A 17,266-nucleotide genomic window follows, 5' to 3' on the forward strand; every position below is an offset into this window, starting at 1 on the left:
CCTCCGCGGCCCCCGCCTTTCGCCGGCGACGGCTCGCCGCGCGGTCGAGATCAGGACCCGCGGACCCGGGCAGTCCACGAAGGACGGCTCGGTCGGGTCGAAGACCACGGTGTCGCCCGGTCGGCGGACACGGTCGCCGTAGCGGGCCGGCCGGTCGGTGCCGGAAAAGTCGATCTCACCGCCGCGCGTGGCCGGCGGCGTCGCGGATGACGGCGGTCACAGCGTCGGGCTGCGACGCGGCGACCGCGTGTGACGCGCCCGCGATCTCCCTGGTCCTGCGGGCGCCGGCGCGCTCGGCCATGAAGCGCAGCGCCGCGGCCGGGATGCTGAGATCGCGCTCTCCGTGGACGAACCAGGACGGAATGGTGCGCCAGGCGGGCTCGTCCGCCGTCAGCGCGCCGGTCAGCGCCCGCTCGGTCACCGGCCGCTGGGTCGCCGCCATCAGGGCGGCCTCGCCGGCGTCGAGGTCGGCGCAGAACTGGTGGTGGAACCTGTCCGCCGCGATGCGGAACTCGTTGCCGCCGGAGACGACCGGGTAGGCCTCCAGCGCCGTGCCCAGGGTGCTGCCCTCGAACCTGCCGGTCAGCAGGAACGCGCTCTCGCCGGGCTCGGGGGCGAAGGCCGCGACGTAGACCAGGGCGCGTACGGCCGGGTGACCGGCCGCGGCCTGGGTGACGACCATGCCGCCGTACGAGTGGCCGACCAGGACGACCGGGCGGCCGAGGCCGGCGATCACGTCGCGCACGTACGCCGCGTCGCCCTCGACACTGCGCAGCGGGTTGGCCGCGGCGACGGCGGACAGGCCGTGACCGTGCAGGCGCCGGATGACGCGGTTCCAGGAGGCAGACTCGGCGAAGGCGCCGTGGACCAGGACGATGACGGGCTGCTCGCTCATGCGGGTGCCTTTCCGGTGTTCAGGGCCGTCCTGAGGACGGCGACGGCCTGCACGGTCGCGGCGCGCGCAGGCGCGCAGTGGGAGGCGGTGCTCTCGGCCCGCTGGTCGGGGTCGGTGGTGTAGGCGTCCCAGGCTCACCTGGGCACGGACGCACGCCGAGGTGCCGAGGACCGTCGGTGCTCCGGTCGCGGTCAGCACCTTGCCTTCCCCCCGGATGGCCGGGTCCCGCGCGATCGCTTCGCTCACCTGACGCGTCGCGGCTTCCCGGCCGCTCCACGGTTCGAGTATCAGGGCCGCGTACTGGGCCACCGCGTACTGGGCCAGGAAGCGGCTGCCCGTCACCTACCCGATCGTCACCGCCTCGGCGACCAGCGCGTCGGCCAGGGCGAACTCGCCTGCAACGACTGGACCCGCCGCAGGAAGCTCTGCTCGATCCGGCTCGCCGGCGGCCGCGCGTCGGTCCGCCGGAATCCACCTGCCGGCTCCGCCGGTGTCAGACCCGGGGCGGTTCGAGCACGAGCACCAGCCCGATCGGCTCCGCGAGCAGGCGTCGCGCGACGAACGCGAGAGTCTGCGCGGGACGTCGGAGGGTACCGGCGCCGCACCTCGAATCGGCGCGCAGCCTACCTTTCCGGCGCGAACCCCAACAATCAACCCTGCCAATGAAGACCGGCCTGGCCGTCGTCGGCGGGAGCGTCCGGGCAGGCGCCGTCCTCCAGCACCTCGACCGCGTCGAGGAGACCTCGCAGGGCGATCTCCTCACGTTCGGCGTCCGCGGGGTCGAACAGCCAGTCGGCGACCGGCAGGCCGGCGGCCTCCTCGGGACGGCTCCACCCGACCTCGACGACCTCCGCCTCGACCTCGATCTGGAGCTCGTGCAGGAAATCGTTCTCGCCGCTCGGGGCACTCATCATTCCTCCGTACGCATGTCCTGGCGCGTGATCCGGCCGTGTCATCCCCGTGTCGTCCGGCCGTATGATCCGGCCGGGCGCGAAGCGGCCCCCGGCGGGCGGCCGGCACCCAGGCGGGCCCGGCCTCCCGCACCGGCCTTCCATGCCGGCCTTCCGCGGTGAGGGCGGCGCCGTCCGCCGCGGTCTACTTTCCGGTGCCGCCGAGCCAGTCCAGGTAACGGATCGTGCCGAGGGTGGCGTCGTCGATCGGCACCAGCGATTGCTCGCTCAGCTCACTGCCGAAGTAACGCGCGTGCGGGTCGGTGACCACCTCGCGCGGGTCGCCCCAGGCGGTGAGCGCCTGGCGGAAGAACTCGTCCATCCGGAACCGCTCGGGCCCGGCGATCTCCACCCTGCCGTTCAGCGGCGACCCCACCGCGGTCCGGCCGACCGCCTTGGCGACGTCGTCGCCCGCGATGGGCTGGAAGAGCACGGGCGCCATGTGCACCTTGCCGTCCACCGTGCCCTCGTCGGCGATGCCCCGGGCGAACTCGAAGAACTGGGTCGAGTGCACGAGCGAGAACGGGATTCCCGACTTCTCGATCAGCTGCTCCTGCGCGATCTTCGCGGCGAAGTAGCCGTTGTCCGGCATCCGTTCCGTTCCCACGATCGACACCGCGACGTGGTGACCCACGCCCGCCTCCGCCTCCGCCGCGAGCAGATTGCCCGTGGAGGTCTCGAAGAACTTCAGCACGGCGGCCCGCTCGAACGACGGGGAGTTCGAGACGTCGACCACCACCTGCGCGCCCGTCAGCACCTCGGCGAGTCCCTCGCCGGTCAGCGTGTTGACGCCGGTGTTCGGCGACGCGGCCACCGCCTCGTGGCCGTGCTCGGTCAGCTTCGTCACCAGCTTCGAGCCGATCAGGCCGGTCCCGCCGATCACCACGATCTTCATGCCGTTCCCTTTCCGTACGCCGGGCCACCTCGTCGCGACCCGGTCGCCAGCTAGGACCGGACAGCCTCCCGGCTTGTGACGGCCGCCGCGGGATTCTTCTGGGCGTGGCGTACGTCACGGGAGACGGACCGGCTCGCCGCGGTTCCCACGACGCGCCCCGGCGGCCGTCCAGATCGTGACGGCGACCAGCAGCACGCAGACGGCCGCGATCGCGGCGACCACGGCGGCCACGCCGATCCAGGGCGCCGCGAGCGGCAGCGACAGGACGACGGCGGCGCACCCCAGCACCGCGGCGGGCAGGATGACGGGCTCCGCGACGACGAGCACATGTACCGCCAGCAGCAGGGCGAGATACAGACCCACCGGGACGGCGACCGCGTAGCCGAGCGCCGTCGGCGACGCCGCGCCGTCGTGGCCGCTCCGCTCCACCGCCACCTCGAGCCCGGCGCCGAGGGCGGCCAGGGCGGCGAATATGCCGTAGTGGCCGTACCCCCACAGGTAGGACCGGTGACGGCGGTCGGTGAGACCGTCCCCCGCCGGGCCGAGGAAGTACAGCCACCACAGGGCGAACAGCAGGACGAGACCGGCGCCGGCGATCACGAGGAAGGGACCGCCGACCTCGCCCGCCTCGAGCGCTCCTCCGACCCCTCTGGTCGCGGCCAGCACGCTCTCACCGAGCAGGATGATCGTGAACAGGCCGTAGCGCTCGGCGATGTGGTGCGGGTGCCAGTTGGTGGCCCTGACCCGCTCGGCCCACCACGGCACCGCGAGTTCCAGGGCGGCCAGGCAGACGAAGAACGGCAGGCCGGACCACGAGGGCAGGACTCCCGTCTCCACGAGGACGAGCCGCGCCAGCCAGCCCGCCTGCAGGGCGGTGATGCCGCCGGCGTAGCGGAGCGCGGTGCGGCGCCTCTCCGGGTCTTCCAGACCGGCCCGCAGCCACTGGGCGACGAGCCCGATCCTCATGACGAGGTAGCCGAGCGTGATGACCCCGTAGTCGGAGCGGCTCCCCGCGGCGGGCACGCCGGCGGCGAGGATCAGCACACCGGCCATCTGCACCATGGTCAGCAGCCGGTAGGCGACGTCGTCGGTGTCGTAGGACGAGGCGAACCACGTGAAGTTCATCCACGCCCACCAGATCGCGAAGAACACCTGAAGGAACGGCACCACACCGGCCAGGCCGTGCCCGGCGGCGATCTCGTGCGCGAACTGGGCGGTGACGGCCGCCACCGCGACCACGAAGGTGAGGTCGAACAGCAGCTCGAGCTGGCTCGCGGCGCGGTGCGGCTCGTCGACGGCGCGAGCGCTCATCCGGACCCGGATCCGGATCGTGGTGCCTGCTGACGGCAAGGTCGTTCTCCTGTCACTTCGCGACGTACGGACCGTCTCGAAGACAGGGCGGCGCTCGGATCTGTGACGACGTGGTGCGGGCCGCCTGCCCGCCGCCGGAGGCACGGACCCTCGCGGAGCCGGCACGGGCGGTGATGCGCCTGCGGCCGGGGCGCGGCCCGGTCAGCGCGCGAGCCACTCCCGATAGGTGGTCCCGGCGATGACGGCGCCCTCCCCGGCGACGAGGGCGTCGCCCGAGGCGGCGGCGTACAGGCCCGCGTCGTCGTCGGTGACGACGGCGCGGTGGTCGCCGCGGGCGGCGAGGGTGATCCTGCCCAGCTCGTCGAGCGCGAAGACCTCGGGCCCGGCGATGTCCAGGGTGCCGCGCAGCGGGGCGCCCACGCTGACGTCGGCCACGGCCCGCGCGACGTCGTCCGCGGCGATGGGCTGCATGAGGACGGCGGGCAGGCGGACGGCGTGCTCGCCGGAGGTCCAGGACATCACCGTCTCGATGAACTCGAAGAACTGCGTGGCACGCACGATCGAGTACGGCACGGGCCCGGCCTTGAGGAGGTCCTCCTGCAGCACCTTCGCCCGGTAGTAGACCGAGCCGGGCACCCGGTCGGCGCCCACGATCGACAGGACGACCGCGTGGCCGACGCCGGCCGCCTCTGCGGCGGTCAGCAGGTTGCCCATCGTCGTGCGGAAGAACGCGGGGGACGCGTCGTCGAAGGTCCGCGGCTTCGTCAGGTTGACGACGACCGCGGCGCCCGTCAGCGCCTCGGCGAGGCCCTTTCCGGTGAGCAGGTCCACACCCGTCGACGTCGAGTGCGGCACCGCCTCGTGCCCGCGCGCGTTCAGGATCCCGACCACCCGGGAGCCGATGAGCCCGGTTCCGCCGATGACAGCGATCTTCATTTACCGGCCTTCCTGGTGACCGTCACGGGGCCCCCCGACGCGGGCGAGGCCGTGGACGTGGTGCAGGAGACGTGGCTGCGCTGGGCCCGTGCCGACCGCTCCGCCGTGGTCCTGATCGTTCCGGCTCAGCGGAGCCGGTCGTAGACCATGGCCATCTCGCCGAGTTCGCCGGTCTCCTGGTGGGCGAGCGTCCACTTCGTGGCCGGCAGGCCGTCGTCGAACAGCCGCTGCCCGCCTCCGGCGATCTCGGGGAGGATCAGGAGGTGGAGCCGGTCGACGAGGTCCGTGGCCAGGAGCGCCTTGATGACGCTCGCGCTGCTGTTGACGAGGATGTCGCCCTCGCCGGTGGCCTTGAGATCGGCGACGACCTCGGCCGCGGGGGCGTTCACCACGCGGGTACGCTCCCACGGCGCCTCGGTCAGGGTGGTCGACAGAACCACCTTCTCGGCGCCGACCAGCCACTTGGCGTATCCGCGGTCACGTGGATCGGCGTCGTCGTTCTCGGCGACCGACGGCCAGTAGCCCATGAATCCCTCGGCGTTGACCCGGCCGAGCAGCGCCGTCGTCGCGCCCTGCCACATGCGGTTCATGTGGTCCCGCGCGACCTCGGTGACCACGTACGGGGCGAACGCGGCGAAGTCGCCGGGCCCTCCAGGGCCGTGGTAGCGCCCGTCGAGGGTGATGCTCAGGTTCGCGGTCACCTTGCGGCCGGTCGGGGTCGTGATGGTCATGTCGTGCTCCTTGATTCTGCTTAGTGAATGGGTGTGTCGGTGTCGTGCGGATCGGCGGCGAGGATCGCCGCGAGCCGGTCGAGGCTCTGGCCGAAGCCGATCTCGACGCCGGCGACGAAGTCCGCGGAGTCGACGGTGCTGTCGGCGATCCGGAACCGGACGTCGAGGTCGGTGCCGGCCGGGGTGGGCCTCAAATCGAGATCGAGGTGCGCGGTGAAGGCGGTGCCGCCGCCGGGAAGCAGCGGGCGGAGCCGGTAGGCGAGGCGCTCGCCGGGCCGCACCTCGTCCACGACCCCCTCGGCACGCCCGGCGATCACGTCAGACCCGCCGGCGTCCTCGGCGTCGCGGTACTCCTGGACGATCCGCCCGCCCGGCCGCGCCTCGAAGACGAGTTCGGAGACGCGCAGGTCGTCGGGGGTCCACCAGTGAGCGAGGAGGGAGGCCTCGGTCAGGTGGCGCCAGACCCGTTCGGGGCTGCCGGCCAGCGACCGGTGGAACCCGAACGAGCGGCCGTCGGCCCACCCCGGCTCGTCGGCGGCGAGCCGCTCCGTGCGGAGGCTGAGCCCGTACCGGTCGTAGGTCTCGCGCGGGCCGCCGGCCCGGTCCGCGGTGTCGGCCAGGCGGCCGAGCGCGGCCGCCAGTTCCCGCAGGGGCTCAGACCGGAGCGCGTAGATCCGGCGCTGGCCGCTGCGCTGGGACACGACGAGCCCGGCGCGCTCCAGGGCCTGCAGGTGCTTGGTGGTCTGCGGCTGACGTGCCCCGGCCAGCTCGGCCAGGACGCCGACCGGCCGGGGCCGCTCGGCCAGCAGGCTCACGAGCCGCCACCGAGCCGGGTCGGCCAGTGCGGTGAGGAGTTCGTCCACGACGAGAACTATTCCCCATAGCGAATATTCGTGTCAAGGAATAACTTGGGCGGCTCAGGTGTGGCTGATCATCACGTGCTTGACGCGGGTGTAGGCGTCGAGGCCGTACCGGGACAGGTCCTTGCCGGTGCCCGAGTGCTTGAAGCCGCCGTGCGGCATCTCCGGGACGAACACCTGGTGGCAGTTGACCCAGACCGCGCCGAAGTCCAGCGCGGCGGACAGCCGCATGGCGCGCCCGGTGTCCCTGGTCCACACGCTGGAGGCGAGCCCGTAGTCGACACCGTTGGCCAGGGCGACCGCCTCGTCCTCGTCCGCGAACGGCTGCACGGTCACCACCGGGCCGAAGACCTCCTGCTGCACGATCTCGTCGTCCTGGCGCACCCCGGCGACGACGGTCGGCGGGAAGAAGAAACCGGGACGGCCGAGCCTGCCGCCGCCGGCGACCACGCGGGCGTGCGCGGGTAGCCGGTCGAGGAAGCCCGCGACCCGCTCGGCCTGGTTCGCGTTGTTGGCCGGGCCGAGGAACACGTCCTCCTCGTCGGGATGCCCGACGAGGAGCGCCCGCGCGGCCTCGGCGAGCGCCTCGACGAACCCGTCGTACGCGCGCCGCTCCACGAGCACGCGGGTGACGGCGGTGCAGTCCTGCCCGGTGTTGAAGAACGCCGCCGAGGCGATGCCTGCGGCAGTCGCGGCGGGGTCGGCGTCGGCGAAGACCAGCGCGGGGGCCTTGCCGCCCAGCTCCAGGTGGACGTCCTTGAGGTCGCCCGCCGCCGCCGCCATCACCTCGGCTCCGGCCCGCGTCGACCCGGTGATCGCCACCATCTCCACCCCGGGATGGGCGACCAGCGCGCGGCCGGTGTCCCGGTCGCCGCACAGGACGTTGACCACGCCGGGCGGGAACACCCGCGCGCACATCTCACCCAGCAGCACGGTCGAGCCGGGCGTCGTGTCCGACGGCTTGAGCACCACCGTGTCGCCCGCCGCCAGCGCCGGGCCGATCTTCCACGCGGCCATCATCAGTGGGTAGTTCCACGGCGTCACCTGCGCGACCACGCCGATCGGCTCGCGGCGCACGAACGAGGTGTGCCCCTCGGCGTACTCTGCGGCGCCGAGGCCCTCCAGCAGCCGTGCCGCTCCGGCGAAGTAGCGGACGGCGTCGACGGCCCCGTCCACGTCGACGCTCAGCGCGGTGCCGCGCGGCTTGCCGGTCGCCCGCACCTCGGCCTCGGCCAGCGCCTCCCTGTCCTCCGCCATCAGATCGGCCAGCTCCAGGAGCAGCCGCTGCCGCTCGGCCGGGGTGGTGCGCCGCCAGGCGCGGGCGGCCTCGGTGGCGGCCGCGACCGCCTGGTCCACGTCCTCGCCGCCCGAGCGGGCCGCCCGGGCGTACACCTTCTCGGTGGACGGGTCGACCAGGTCCATCCAGTCGCCGGACGCCGGCTCGCGGCTCTCCCCGGCGATGACGTTCCGTACCGTGTCCATAGCCGGTCTCCCTCGATGTCCAGGAGTCCCTACCCACGGCCGGCGTCTGCGAAGACGGCTTCCTCCGGGCCGGCGGCCCTCACGAACTGATCTGCACCCGGCTGTGGTCTCCCAGGACCAGTCGGTGGGCCCGGGGCGTCTGCGCGGCCGGGGTGACCTCCACGTCCCGGCCGATGAGCGAGGCCTCGATCCGCCCGACCCCCGAGATGGCGGCGTCCCGCAGCACGATCGAGTACTCGATCTCGCTGGCGTCGATCCGGCACCGGTCGCCGATCGAGGTGAAGGGCCCCACGTAGGAGTCCCGGATCACCGAACCGGCGCCGATGACGGCCGGGCCGACGATCCGCGAGCTACTGACGTCGGCGCCCGCCTCGATCACCACACGCCCGATGATCTCGCTGTCCGTGACGACGCCGTCCTGCCGCGGCTCCAGGGACTCCAGCACCAGCCGGTTGACCTCCAGCATGTCGGCGACGTTGCCGGTGTCCTTCCAGTAGCCGGAGATCACCGTGGAGTCCACGCGCCGGCCGGAGTCCAGCAGCAACTGGAGGGTCTCGGTGATCTCCAGCTCGCCGCGCGCGGAGGGCTTCAGCTCCGCGATCACCTCGTGCACCACCGGAGTGAACAGATAGACCCCGACGAGCGCCAGGTCGCTCTTGGGGCGGGCCGGTTTCTCCTCCAGGCCGACGACCCGGCCTCCGGCGTCCAGTTCGGCCACGCCGAACTGCCGGGGATCGGGCACCCGGGTGAGCATGATCTGCGCGTCCGGCCGCCGCTCGGCGAAGCCCCGCACGATGCCGGTGATGCCGCCGAGCACGAAGTTGTCGCCCAGGTACATGACGAACGGGTCGTCCCCGAGGAAGTCCCGGGCGATCAGCACCGCGTGCGCGAGCCCGAGCGGAGCCTCCTGCCGCAGGTAGGTCACCTCGATCCCGAACGCGGAGCCGTCCCCGACGGCCGCCTCGATCTCCGCGTGGGTGTCGCCCACCACGACGCCGACGTCGCGGATGCCCGCCTCCGCGATCGCCTCCAGGCCGTAGAAGAGCACCGGCCGGTTGGCCACGGGCACCAGTTGCTTGGCGTGGGTGTGCGTGATGGGACGCAGGCGCGTCCCGGAGCCGCCGGCCAGCACGATCGCCTTCATCGGCGCGTCCCCGGCCTGTCTCCCGCGGCGGCGAAGCGCTCGACCACCGCCGCCACGGCGGGGTCGGCGAACCGCGCCGACTGGTGCCGGGCCTCGAAGTCGAGCTGGTCGCGCAGCGTCGCCGCGAAACCCGCGTCGAGGAGCGCGCGGGTCGCGACGACGGCGGCGGGCGCGGCGGCCAGCCCCCGGGCCGTCGCGAGCGCCTGGTCCCGCAACTCGGCGTCGTCGACGCAGCGCCAGATCATGCCCCACCGCTCGGCCCGCTCGGCCGGGACGCGTTCGCCCGTCAGGGACATGCCCATGGCCCGGGCCCGTCCCACGACCCGGCCGAGGACCCAGGTCGCGCCGAGGTCGGGCACGCCGCCGAGAGGCACCACCTGGGGCAGGAGGAAGTACGCGGACCTGGCGGCGATGACCACGTCGGCGAGCAGCGCCAGGCCCACGGCGCCACCGGCGCACGGACCGTTGACCGCGGCGACCAACGGCAGCGGCAGGGCCTGCACCACCTCGGCCAGCGGCGCCATCGTCGCGGCCAGGTGGTGCGCGACCTCGGCGGGCAGGTCCTCGCTCGCCGCGAAGTCACGCAGGTCCGCCCCGGCGGAGAACGCGCGGCCCGCGCCGGTGAGGACGATCGCGCCCACGTCGGCGCGGGCGCCGAGCGACTCGAACTCCTTCCTGAGCCGGTTCATCAGCTCCCAGCTCAGGGCGTTGAGCCGCTCGGGGCGGTCCAGGGTCACGACGGCGACGCGGCCGGCGATCTCGGTACGCAGCATGGTCTCAGCCCCAGGCGTCGCCGGACGGGTCCGGCCCGAAGTGGCGGAGACAGACCGATCCCCAGAGGAAGCCGGCCCCGATCCCGGCCATGATCATGAGGTCTCCGTGGCGGACGGTGGTCTCCATCGCCTCGTGCAACACCGTGAACATGCTGGCCGCTCCGGTGTTGCCGAGCCGCCCCACCGTCGTGGGCACGCGGTCCGCGGATATGCCGAGGCTCGACACCGTCTCGTTGATGATGTTCTGGTTGGCTTGGTGCAGGAGGAAGTGCCGCACGTCCTCCAGGCCGACTCCGGCGCGCAGGGCGGCCTGCCTGATGCTGCCCGGCAGTTGACCGGTGGCCATGTCCCAGACGGCCCTGCCGTTCATCTTCAGGAACTGGCCGCGTTCGTCCACCGTCTCGGGGCTGGTCGGACGGCGGGAACCGCCCGCGGGGATCTGCACCTCGTAGGAGAGCGCGGAGCCGGTGTGCCAGGACAGCAGCCCGAAGCCGCTCGCCGTCGGCCGCAGCAGCGCGGCTCCGGCGGCGTCGCCGAAGAAGACCCGGGTCCCGCGGTCCAGCGGGTCGGTCAGCCGGGACCCGGCGTCGGCTCCGATGACCAGGATGTTGCGGAAGGCGTCGTTCTGCAGCAGGTGCGCGGCCAGGAGGATCGCGTGGATGCCGCCCGCGCAGGCCGACTGCGAGAGGTCGAGCGGAAGCGCGCGCCGCGCGCCGAGCGCCTCGGCGACGATCAGCGCGGTGGAGGGGAGCGGCTGGTCGGGGGTGAACGTGGCGACGATGACGACGTCGAGGTCGCCGGCGTCCACCCCGGACCGGTCGAGCGCCTGCCGTGCCGCGGCGATGCCCATGTCGGACGTGGCCATGCCCTCGGTGAGGAAGCGCCGCTGCCTGATCCCGATCCGGGAGGTGATCCACTCGTCGGAGGTGTCCAGTGTCTCGGCCAGGTCGTCGTTGGTCACGACCTGCTCGGGCACGTAGAGCCCGGTCGCGCCGATGCCGACAGGGCGGGTGAGCGGTGTCGCGGCGCCGGCGATCGCCGGCGCCTCATCCAGACGGAACGTTCTCTGCACGTGTTGTCTCCGATCTGTCATCCCGGCGCACCGAGGGGGCGACACCGTCAGCCCCGAATCGCGCTCGGCATGACGAGCCCCCGTCGCCCCGGTTCCGGCCCTGAGGCGGGAGTGGGCGTCCGGCCGTCTCCGCCCGCGTGGGCGGGCGTCGGTTCGGACTCGACGCCTGTTTCCCCGCGCCCATGGTTCGCGTGCTGCTGGGAAAGCTAGCACCGAATTGTCGGGTGAACCACGCACTTTTGTGCCGCGTTTTTCTGGCATGACCGGCAGTTTTTTTCTGCCGTCGAAACCGCGTGGTCCGCCCCGGCCCGGCCGATGAGCATGGTCGGCGGCCGCTTTTCCAAGCGTGGTGCCGACCGGCAGAACGGGGGGCCGGTCGGCGGCGGTTCCGCTGAACTTACTGGTCAGGCGCTTGGTGGGTCTCGCCTTTCCCAGGCGTGCGCCCGAAGGTCCGGGGCCGCCGGAAAAAGTGTGTCGTCCAGGTTTCGCGATTCTGCCGCCTGAACCGCATTGTTAGGGCGGGGCCGGACTGCGAATCATTCGGTTTCGAAACGGGGCGGTTGTCGGGCGGCCGGCCGTGGAGCACGAGGGTGTGGGGGCGACGCGATGACCGACGAACAGAAATACCTGGACTATCTCCGGCGCGCCACGGCCGAGATGCAGGATCTGCGGGAGCGGCTGCGCGCGGCGGAGGAACGCGAGCACGAGCCGATCGCCATCGTGGGCATGGGCTGCCGCTACCCGGGCGGGGTGGGCTCGCCGCAGGACCTGTGGGACGTGGTGTCCGGCGGACGCGACGTGGTGTCGGAGTTCCCGCGCGACCGCGGCTGGGACGTCGCGGGACTGTACGACCCGGAGCCCGGCAGCCCGGGCAGGACCTACTCGCGCCACGGCGGTTTCCTGCACGACGCCGCGATGTTCGACGCCGGTCACTTCGGCATCAGCCCGCGCGAGGCGCCCTTGATCGATCCGCAGCATCGGCTGCTCCTCGAATGCTCCGCCGAGGCCTTCGAACGGGCCGGCCTGGACCCCGGCTCGCTCCGCGGCAGCAGGACCGGCGTCTTCAACGGGGTCATGCCGAACGAGTGGTCCGGTCAGATGGGCAGTCTCGCCTCCGGACGCGTCGCGTACGCCTTCGGTCTCGAAGGACCGGCGGTCACCGTGGACACCGCGTGCTCGTCGTCGCTGGTGGCGCTGCACCTCGCCTGCCAGGCGCTGCGGAACGGCGAGTGCTCGCTCGCCCTGGCGGGCGGCGCGACGGTGATCGTGGCGCCGGACACGTTCCTGGAGTTCAGCAGGCAGCGGGGCCTCTCCCCGGACGGGCGGTGCAGGTCGTTCGCCGACTCGGCGGACGGCACCGGGCTGGCCGAGGGCGCCGGTGTCCTGCTGCTGGAGCGGCTGTCGGACGCCAGGAAGCACGGCCACCCGGTGCTGGCCCTCGTCCGCGGGTCCGCCGTCAACCAGGACGGCCGGTCGAACGGCCTCACGGCGCCCAACGGGCCCGCCCAGCAGAGGGTCATCCGCCAGGCGATGAACGCCGCCGGGCTGTCGGCGGCGGACGTGGACGTCGTCGAGGGGCACGGGACGGGCACGCGGCTGGGCGACCCGATCGAGGTGCAGGCGATCCTGGCGACCTACGGCCGAAACCGGCCCGCGGACCGGCCGCTGCTGCTGGGTTCGATCAAGTCCAACATCGGCCACACCCAGGCCGCCGCCGGCGTGGCGGGAGTGATCAAGATGGTGCTGGCGATGCGCGCCGGCGTGGTGCCGCCCACGCTGCACGTGGACGAGCCGTCCCGGCAGGTGGACTGGTCCGGAGGAGCGGCGACGCTGGTGCTGGAGCCGACCCCGTGGCCGGAGACGGGCAGGCCGCGCCGGGCCGCCGTGTCGTCGTTCGGGCTCAGCGGCACCAACGGGCACGTCATCCTCGAACAGCCGCCGGCCGGCGACGACGTGCCGCCCATTACAGGCACGCCGGCGTTGCCGTGGATGCTGTCCGCGCGGACCGAGGAGGCGCTGCGGGGCTACGCCGACAAGTTGCGCGCGTACGCGGTCGCCCATCCCGAGGTGGAGCCGGCCGACATCGCCGCCGCCCTGACGCGGCGTCCCCTGATGGCGCACAGAGCCGCCGTCCTGACCGCGGACCGCGAGAGTCTCGTAGGCGGACTGACGGCGCTGGCCAGGGGCGAGCAGGCGGCCGGCGTGGTCCACGCCCAGGCGTCGCCGGGCCGGCTCGCCGTGATGTTCTCCGGGCAGGGCTTCCAGCGGGCGCGCATGGGCCGCGAGCTGCACGCCGCCTTCCCCGTCTTCGCCGACGCCTTCGACGCGGTCTGCGCCGAGCTGGACGAGCACCTCGACCGCCCGGTGAGGTCCGTGGTCTTCGCCCGCCCGGACACCGCGGAGGCGCGGCTGCTCGACCGGACCGACTACACCCAGGCCGCGACGTTCGCCCTGGAGATCGCGCTGTACCGGCTGCTGGAGAGCTTCGGCGTCCGGCCCGGCTTCCTGATTGGGCACTCGGTCGGCGAACTGGCCGCCGCCCATGTCGCGGGCGTGCTCTCGGCGGCCGACGCCGCCCGCGTCGTCGCGTACCGCGGCAGGCTGATGCGGGAACTGCCCGGCGGCGGGGCGATGCTCGCCGTCGCGGCCCCCGAGGCGTGGGTCCTGGAGCGGCTCGCGTTCCTCGGCGCCGACGTGAGCCTGGCGGCGGTGAACGGCCCCGCCGCGGTCGTGGTCTCCGGCGAGGAGGCGGCGGTCGCGAAGGTCGCCGCCGACTGCCGCGCCCAGGGCGTCCGCGCCCGGCCGCTCCGCGTGTCCCACGCCTTCCACTCGGCGCTGATGGAGCCGATGCTCGCCGGGTTCGCCGACGTGCTGGCGTCGGTCGCGTTAGCTCCGCCCAAGCTGCCGGTGGTGTCGACCGTGACCGGGACGCCGCTCGGCGACGACGAGGCGACCTCGGCCGGCTACTGGCTGTCGCAGGTGCGGCGTACGGTCAGGTTCGGCGACGGCGTCCGGTGGCTGCGCGCCCAGGGCGTGACCCGCTTCCTGGAGATCGGGCCGGACGGCGGGCTGACGACCGCCGCGCGGGACGTGGCCGACGCCCACCCCGGCCCGGACTCCGGCTCGGACGTGACGCCGATGTTCCAGGCGGCGCTGCGGCGGGGGCGGCCGGAGACCGAGTCGTTCCTGAACGCCCTGGCCGTGGCGCACACCCACGGCGTCGCCGTGGACTGGTCGCCGGTGGTCCCCGGGGAGACGCGCCGGCTCGACCTGCCGACGTACGCCTTCCAGCGGCGGCGCTACTGGCAGGACGACACGGCGGCGCCGAGGGACCCGAGCGGGTTCGGGCTCGGCGCCGTCGACCACCCGCTGCTGAGCGCGGCGGCGGACGTCCCCGGCACCGGCGACCTGGTCCTCACCGGGCGGATCTCCCTGGACACCCACCCGTGGATCGGCGACCACGCGATATGGGACGTCGCGCTGGTGCCCGGCGCGGCCCTCGTCGAACTGGCCGCCCAAGCAGGTGAGCCGGCGGGCTGCGGGCGGGTCCGGGAACTGGTCCTGCGGGCGCCGCTGGCGCTGCCGGAGCGTACGGCGGTGCTGTTGCGGCTGGTCGTGGGGCCGCCGGACGACCAGGGGGAGCGCGCGATCGGCCTGTACTCCCGGCCGGAGGACGACGCGGACGCGACCTGGGTCTGCCACGCCTCCGGTGTCCTCGCCCCCGAGATCGCTGAGGCACCCGAACCTTCGGAGGCCGCGACGGAGCGCGAATGGCCTCCGGCCGGCGCGGTCGCGGTGGAGCTGGACGACGCCTACGACCGCCTGGCGTCGAGCGGATACACCTACGGGCCCGCCTTCCGCGGGCTCCGGGCGGTGTGGCGGCGTGGCGAGGAGATTTTCGCCGAGGTCGCGCTCCCCGAGGACCAGCAGGCGCGGGCCGGGAGGTTCGCCGTGCATCCGGCGCTGCTGGACGCCGCCCTGCAGGCGGCGGTCGTGGACGGCCTGGGCGCCGCCGATGAGGAGTCGCCGGCCCGGCTGCCGTTCTCCTGGCACGACGTGACCCTGCACGCCGCCGGGGCGGTGGCGCTGCGGGTCCGGCTCACCCCGGCCGGCCCGGACGCGCTCACGCTCGCGGCGTACGACCCCTCGGGCCGTCCCGTGGTCACGGTCGGCACGCTGGTGCTGCGGCCGGCGTCGGCCGAGCAGGTGAGCGCGGGCCTGCCCCGTGACGACTCGCTGTTCACCGTGGACTGGACGCCGGCCGGGCCGGCGCCGCAGGATCCGTCCGGCGTGCCGCGCGGCGGCTGGGCGTCCGTCGGAGCCGACGACGTACGCGTGACGGACGCCCTGCGGTCGTCGTGGGGCGACAGCCGCTGGCACCCCGACATCGCCGCCCTGCGGGACGCCGTCGCCGCCGGGGAACCGGCTCCCGCGCTGGCCGTCGTCCTGTGCGAACCGCCCACCGGGGACGTCCCGGCCGGCGTGCTCGGCACCGCCACCGGAACGCTGGCGCTCGTGCAGTCGTGGCTGGCCGACGATCGGCTCGCGTCGTCGCGGCTGGTGATCGTCACCCGGGGCGCGACGGCGGCCGGGGGACGGGTCCCGGACCTGGCCGGCGCTGCGGTCTGGAGCATGCTGAGGTCGGCGCAGACCGAGCATCCGAACCGGTTCCTGCTCGTGGACCTCGACGACGAGGAGGCGTCGGTCCGGTCGCTGCCCGCCGTCGCCGTCCTGGACGAGCCGCAGGTCGCGATCCGCGGCGGCGAGCCGCTGGTGCCGCGGCTGACCCGCGCCGGGACGCCGGAGCCGCCGCCCGCCCTCGCCGACCCGGACGGGACCGTCCTGATCACCGGCGGCACCGGCGCGCTGGGCACGGCCGTGGCCCGGCACCTGGTGACCGCGCACGGCGTCCGGCACCTGCTGCTGGCCGGGCGCCGCGGCCGGCTGGAGCCGGCCGTCGAGGCGGAGCTCACGGAACTCGGCGCGGACGTGGACGTCGTCGCCTGCGACGTCGCCGACCGCGACAGCGTGGCCCGGCTGCTCCGGGAGATCCCCCGGGAGCGCCCGCTGACGGCCGTCGTCCACGCCGCCGGCGTCCTCGACGACGGGACCGTCGAGACACTGACCCGCGCGCGGCTGGAGGGCGTGCTGCGGGCCAAGGCCGACGCGGCGTGGCACCTGCACGAGCTGACCCGGGACGCGGACCTGCGATCGTTCGTGCTGTTCTCCTCGCTGGCCGGGACGTTCGGCACGCCCGGGCAGGCCAACTACGCGGCGGCCAACGGGTTCCTGGACGCACTCGCGGAACGCCGGCGGGCGGACGGCCTCGCGAGCCTCTCGATCGTCTGGGGCGCCTGGGAGAACGGCGGCATGGCCGGCCGGATCGCCGAGGCCGACCGCACCCGGATGGCCCGTGCCGGGGTCGAACCCCTGTCGGCGGACGACGGGCTCGCGCTGTTCGACCGCGCGAACGCGGCCGGCGCCGCCGCGGTCGTCGCGGCCCGGCTCGACCTCGGGAGGCTGCGGAAGGAGGCGGTCCGCTTCGACCAGGTGCCGCCACTGCTGCGCGGCCTGATCCGGCGGCCGAAGACGCGGGCGGGGATGCCGGGCGCCCAGGCCGAGGCGCTGCGCGCCCGGCTGGCGGAACTGCCGGAACAGGATCGGCTGCGCGAGGTGCTCGGTCTCGTGCGCGAGCACGTCGCCGCCGTGCTCGGACACGCCGCGGCGGCCTCCGTCGAGACCGACCGGGGGTTCCTCGACATGGGCATGGACTCGCTGATGGCGGTGGAGCTCCGCAACCGCCTGGGCGCGGTGACGGGCCTGCGACTGCCCTCCACGCTGGTCTTCGACTACCCGAGCGTCCAGGCGGTGGCGGGCTACCTGGTGGCGGCGCTGCTGCCCGAGGCCGCGCCGGACACCGGGCGGACCGCCGAGGACGACGCGATCAGGAAGGTCCTCGCGACGCTCCCGGTGGCCCGGCTGCGGGCGTCCGGCCTGCTGGACGCGCTGATGGGGCTGGCCGACGACCCGCTCGGGCAGGACCCGCCGCAGGACGACGGCGAACTCGCCATCAAGGAGATGGCCGTGGCCGACCTGGTGGCCCGCGCCTACGAACGAGCCGGCTCGTAGACCCGCACTCCTCCCGGCCGTTGACGTCCCGCCGCCGTGCCCACGCCGTGCCCATGCCGTGCCCCAAGCGGTGCCCCTTGCCGTACCC

The 17,266-nt window shown here is 73.8% G+C and carries 13 protein-coding genes; 2 read left to right on the forward strand and 11 right to left on the reverse strand.

The features are described from left to right. Positions 1-175 precede the first annotated feature (175 nt). From HHX37_RS10550 to HHX37_RS10570, 5 genes are all read right to left on the reverse strand, one after another. On the reverse strand, positions 176-895 hold the full coding sequence (locus HHX37_RS10550; RefSeq protein WP_182885277.1) for an alpha/beta fold hydrolase: 720 nt from the start codon (positions 893-895) through the stop codon (positions 176-178). A gap of 650 nt (positions 896-1,545) precedes the next feature. Then, the gene (locus HHX37_RS10555) at positions 1,546-1,806 is read right to left on the reverse strand and encodes a hypothetical protein (RefSeq protein ID WP_182882173.1); all 261 of its coding nucleotides are present in this window, start codon (positions 1,804-1,806) and stop codon (positions 1,546-1,548) included. Between the two features lie 184 nt (positions 1,807-1,990). Then, on the reverse strand, positions 1,991-2,740 hold the full coding sequence (locus tag HHX37_RS10560) for an SDR family oxidoreductase (protein ID WP_182885278.1): 750 nt from the start codon (positions 2,738-2,740) through the stop codon (positions 1,991-1,993). A 114-nt stretch (positions 2,741-2,854) separates the two neighbouring features. Beyond that, positions 2,855-4,090 (reverse strand): low temperature requirement protein A, encoded by a 1,236-nt coding sequence (locus HHX37_RS10565; protein ID WP_220502754.1) that lies wholly within the window; start codon positions 4,088-4,090, stop codon positions 2,855-2,857. Between the two features lie 162 nt (positions 4,091-4,252). Further along, entirely contained in the window at positions 4,253-4,987 is a 735-nt protein-coding gene (locus HHX37_RS10570; RefSeq protein ID WP_182885279.1) for an SDR family oxidoreductase, read from the reverse strand. Between the two features lie 15 nt (positions 4,988-5,002). Between HHX37_RS10570 and HHX37_RS36520 the strand changes: the two genes are divergently transcribed. Then, positions 5,003-5,131 (forward strand): hypothetical protein, encoded by a 129-nt coding sequence (locus tag HHX37_RS36520; protein WP_259406344.1) that lies wholly within the window; start codon positions 5,003-5,005, stop codon positions 5,129-5,131. Here HHX37_RS36520 and HHX37_RS10575 read toward each other — a convergent pair. The 6 genes from HHX37_RS10575 to HHX37_RS10600 all read right to left on the reverse strand — a co-directional run bounded on the left by HHX37_RS10575 (position 5,113) and on the right by HHX37_RS10600 (position 11,049). Beyond that, positions 5,113-5,718 (reverse strand): dihydrofolate reductase family protein, encoded by a 606-nt coding sequence (locus HHX37_RS10575; protein WP_182885280.1) that lies wholly within the window; start codon positions 5,716-5,718, stop codon positions 5,113-5,115. The two genes, HHX37_RS36520 and HHX37_RS10575, sit on opposite strands and share 19 nt — an antisense overlap. Positions 5,719-5,738: 20 nt before the next feature. Further along, the gene (locus tag HHX37_RS10580; RefSeq protein ID WP_182885281.1) at positions 5,739-6,581 is read right to left on the reverse strand and encodes a metalloregulator ArsR/SmtB family transcription factor; all 843 of its coding nucleotides are present in this window, start codon (positions 6,579-6,581) and stop codon (positions 5,739-5,741) included. A 54-nt stretch (positions 6,582-6,635) separates the two neighbouring features. Further along, a complete protein-coding gene (locus HHX37_RS10585; RefSeq protein WP_111701579.1) occupies positions 6,636-8,060 on the reverse strand; it encodes an aminobutyraldehyde dehydrogenase in 1,425 nt (474 codons plus the stop codon). Positions 8,061-8,139: 79 nt separating this feature from the next. Continuing rightward, a complete protein-coding gene (locus HHX37_RS10590; RefSeq protein ID WP_182882178.1) occupies positions 8,140-9,204 on the reverse strand; it encodes a glucose-1-phosphate thymidylyltransferase in 1,065 nt (354 codons plus the stop codon). Next, on the reverse strand, positions 9,201-9,977 hold the full coding sequence (locus tag HHX37_RS10595) for an enoyl-CoA hydratase/isomerase family protein (protein ID WP_182885282.1): 777 nt from the start codon (positions 9,975-9,977) through the stop codon (positions 9,201-9,203). The genes HHX37_RS10590 and HHX37_RS10595 overlap by 4 nt, the downstream gene beginning before the upstream one ends. A gap of 4 nt (positions 9,978-9,981) precedes the next feature. Beyond that, positions 9,982-11,049 carry a beta-ketoacyl-ACP synthase 3 gene (locus HHX37_RS10600; protein ID WP_310740328.1) on the reverse strand — a complete coding sequence of 356 codons (1,068 nt, stop codon included), beginning with the start codon at positions 11,047-11,049 and terminating at the stop codon, positions 9,982-9,984. Positions 11,050-11,655: 606 nt separating this feature from the next. On the opposite strand from HHX37_RS10600, the gene HHX37_RS10605 reads away from it, so the two are divergent. Next, entirely contained in the window at positions 11,656-17,178 is a 5,523-nt protein-coding gene (locus tag HHX37_RS10605; protein WP_182885284.1) for a type I polyketide synthase, read from the forward strand. Positions 17,179-17,266 lie beyond the last annotated feature (88 nt).

The organism is Microbispora sp. H10885 (assembly GCF_014161415.1).
Taxonomy (GTDB): domain Bacteria; phylum Actinomycetota; class Actinomycetes; order Streptosporangiales; family Streptosporangiaceae; genus Microbispora; species Microbispora triticiradicis.

Excerpts from the sequence above, each read along its gene's own strand:
- HHX37_RS10575 (WP_182885280.1), bottom strand. The coding sequence starts at position 5,718 with ATGACCATCACGACCCCGACCGGCCGCAAGGTGACCGCGAACCTGAGC.
- HHX37_RS10605 (WP_182885284.1), top strand. The coding sequence starts at position 11,656 with ATGACCGACGAACAGAAATACCTGGACTATCTCCGGCGCGCCACGGCC.
- HHX37_RS10570 (WP_182885279.1), bottom strand. The coding sequence starts at position 4,987 with ATGAAGATCGCTGTCATCGGCGGAACCGGGCTCATCGGCTCCCGGGTG.
- HHX37_RS10590 (WP_182882178.1), bottom strand. The coding sequence starts at position 9,204 with ATGAAGGCGATCGTGCTGGCCGGCGGCTCCGGGACGCGCCTGCGTCCC.
- HHX37_RS10585 (WP_111701579.1), bottom strand. The coding sequence starts at position 8,060 with ATGGACACGGTACGGAACGTCATCGCCGGGGAGAGCCGCGAGCCGGCG.
- HHX37_RS10550 (WP_182885277.1), bottom strand. The coding sequence starts at position 895 with ATGAGCGAGCAGCCCGTCATCGTCCTGGTCCACGGCGCCTTCGCCGAG.
- HHX37_RS10595 (WP_182885282.1), bottom strand. The coding sequence starts at position 9,977 with ATGCTGCGTACCGAGATCGCCGGCCGCGTCGCCGTCGTGACCCTGGAC.
- HHX37_RS10560 (WP_182885278.1), bottom strand. The coding sequence starts at position 2,740 with ATGAAGATCGTGGTGATCGGCGGGACCGGCCTGATCGGCTCGAAGCTG.
- HHX37_RS10555 (WP_182882173.1), bottom strand. The coding sequence starts at position 1,806 with ATGAGTGCCCCGAGCGGCGAGAACGATTTCCTGCACGAGCTCCAGATC.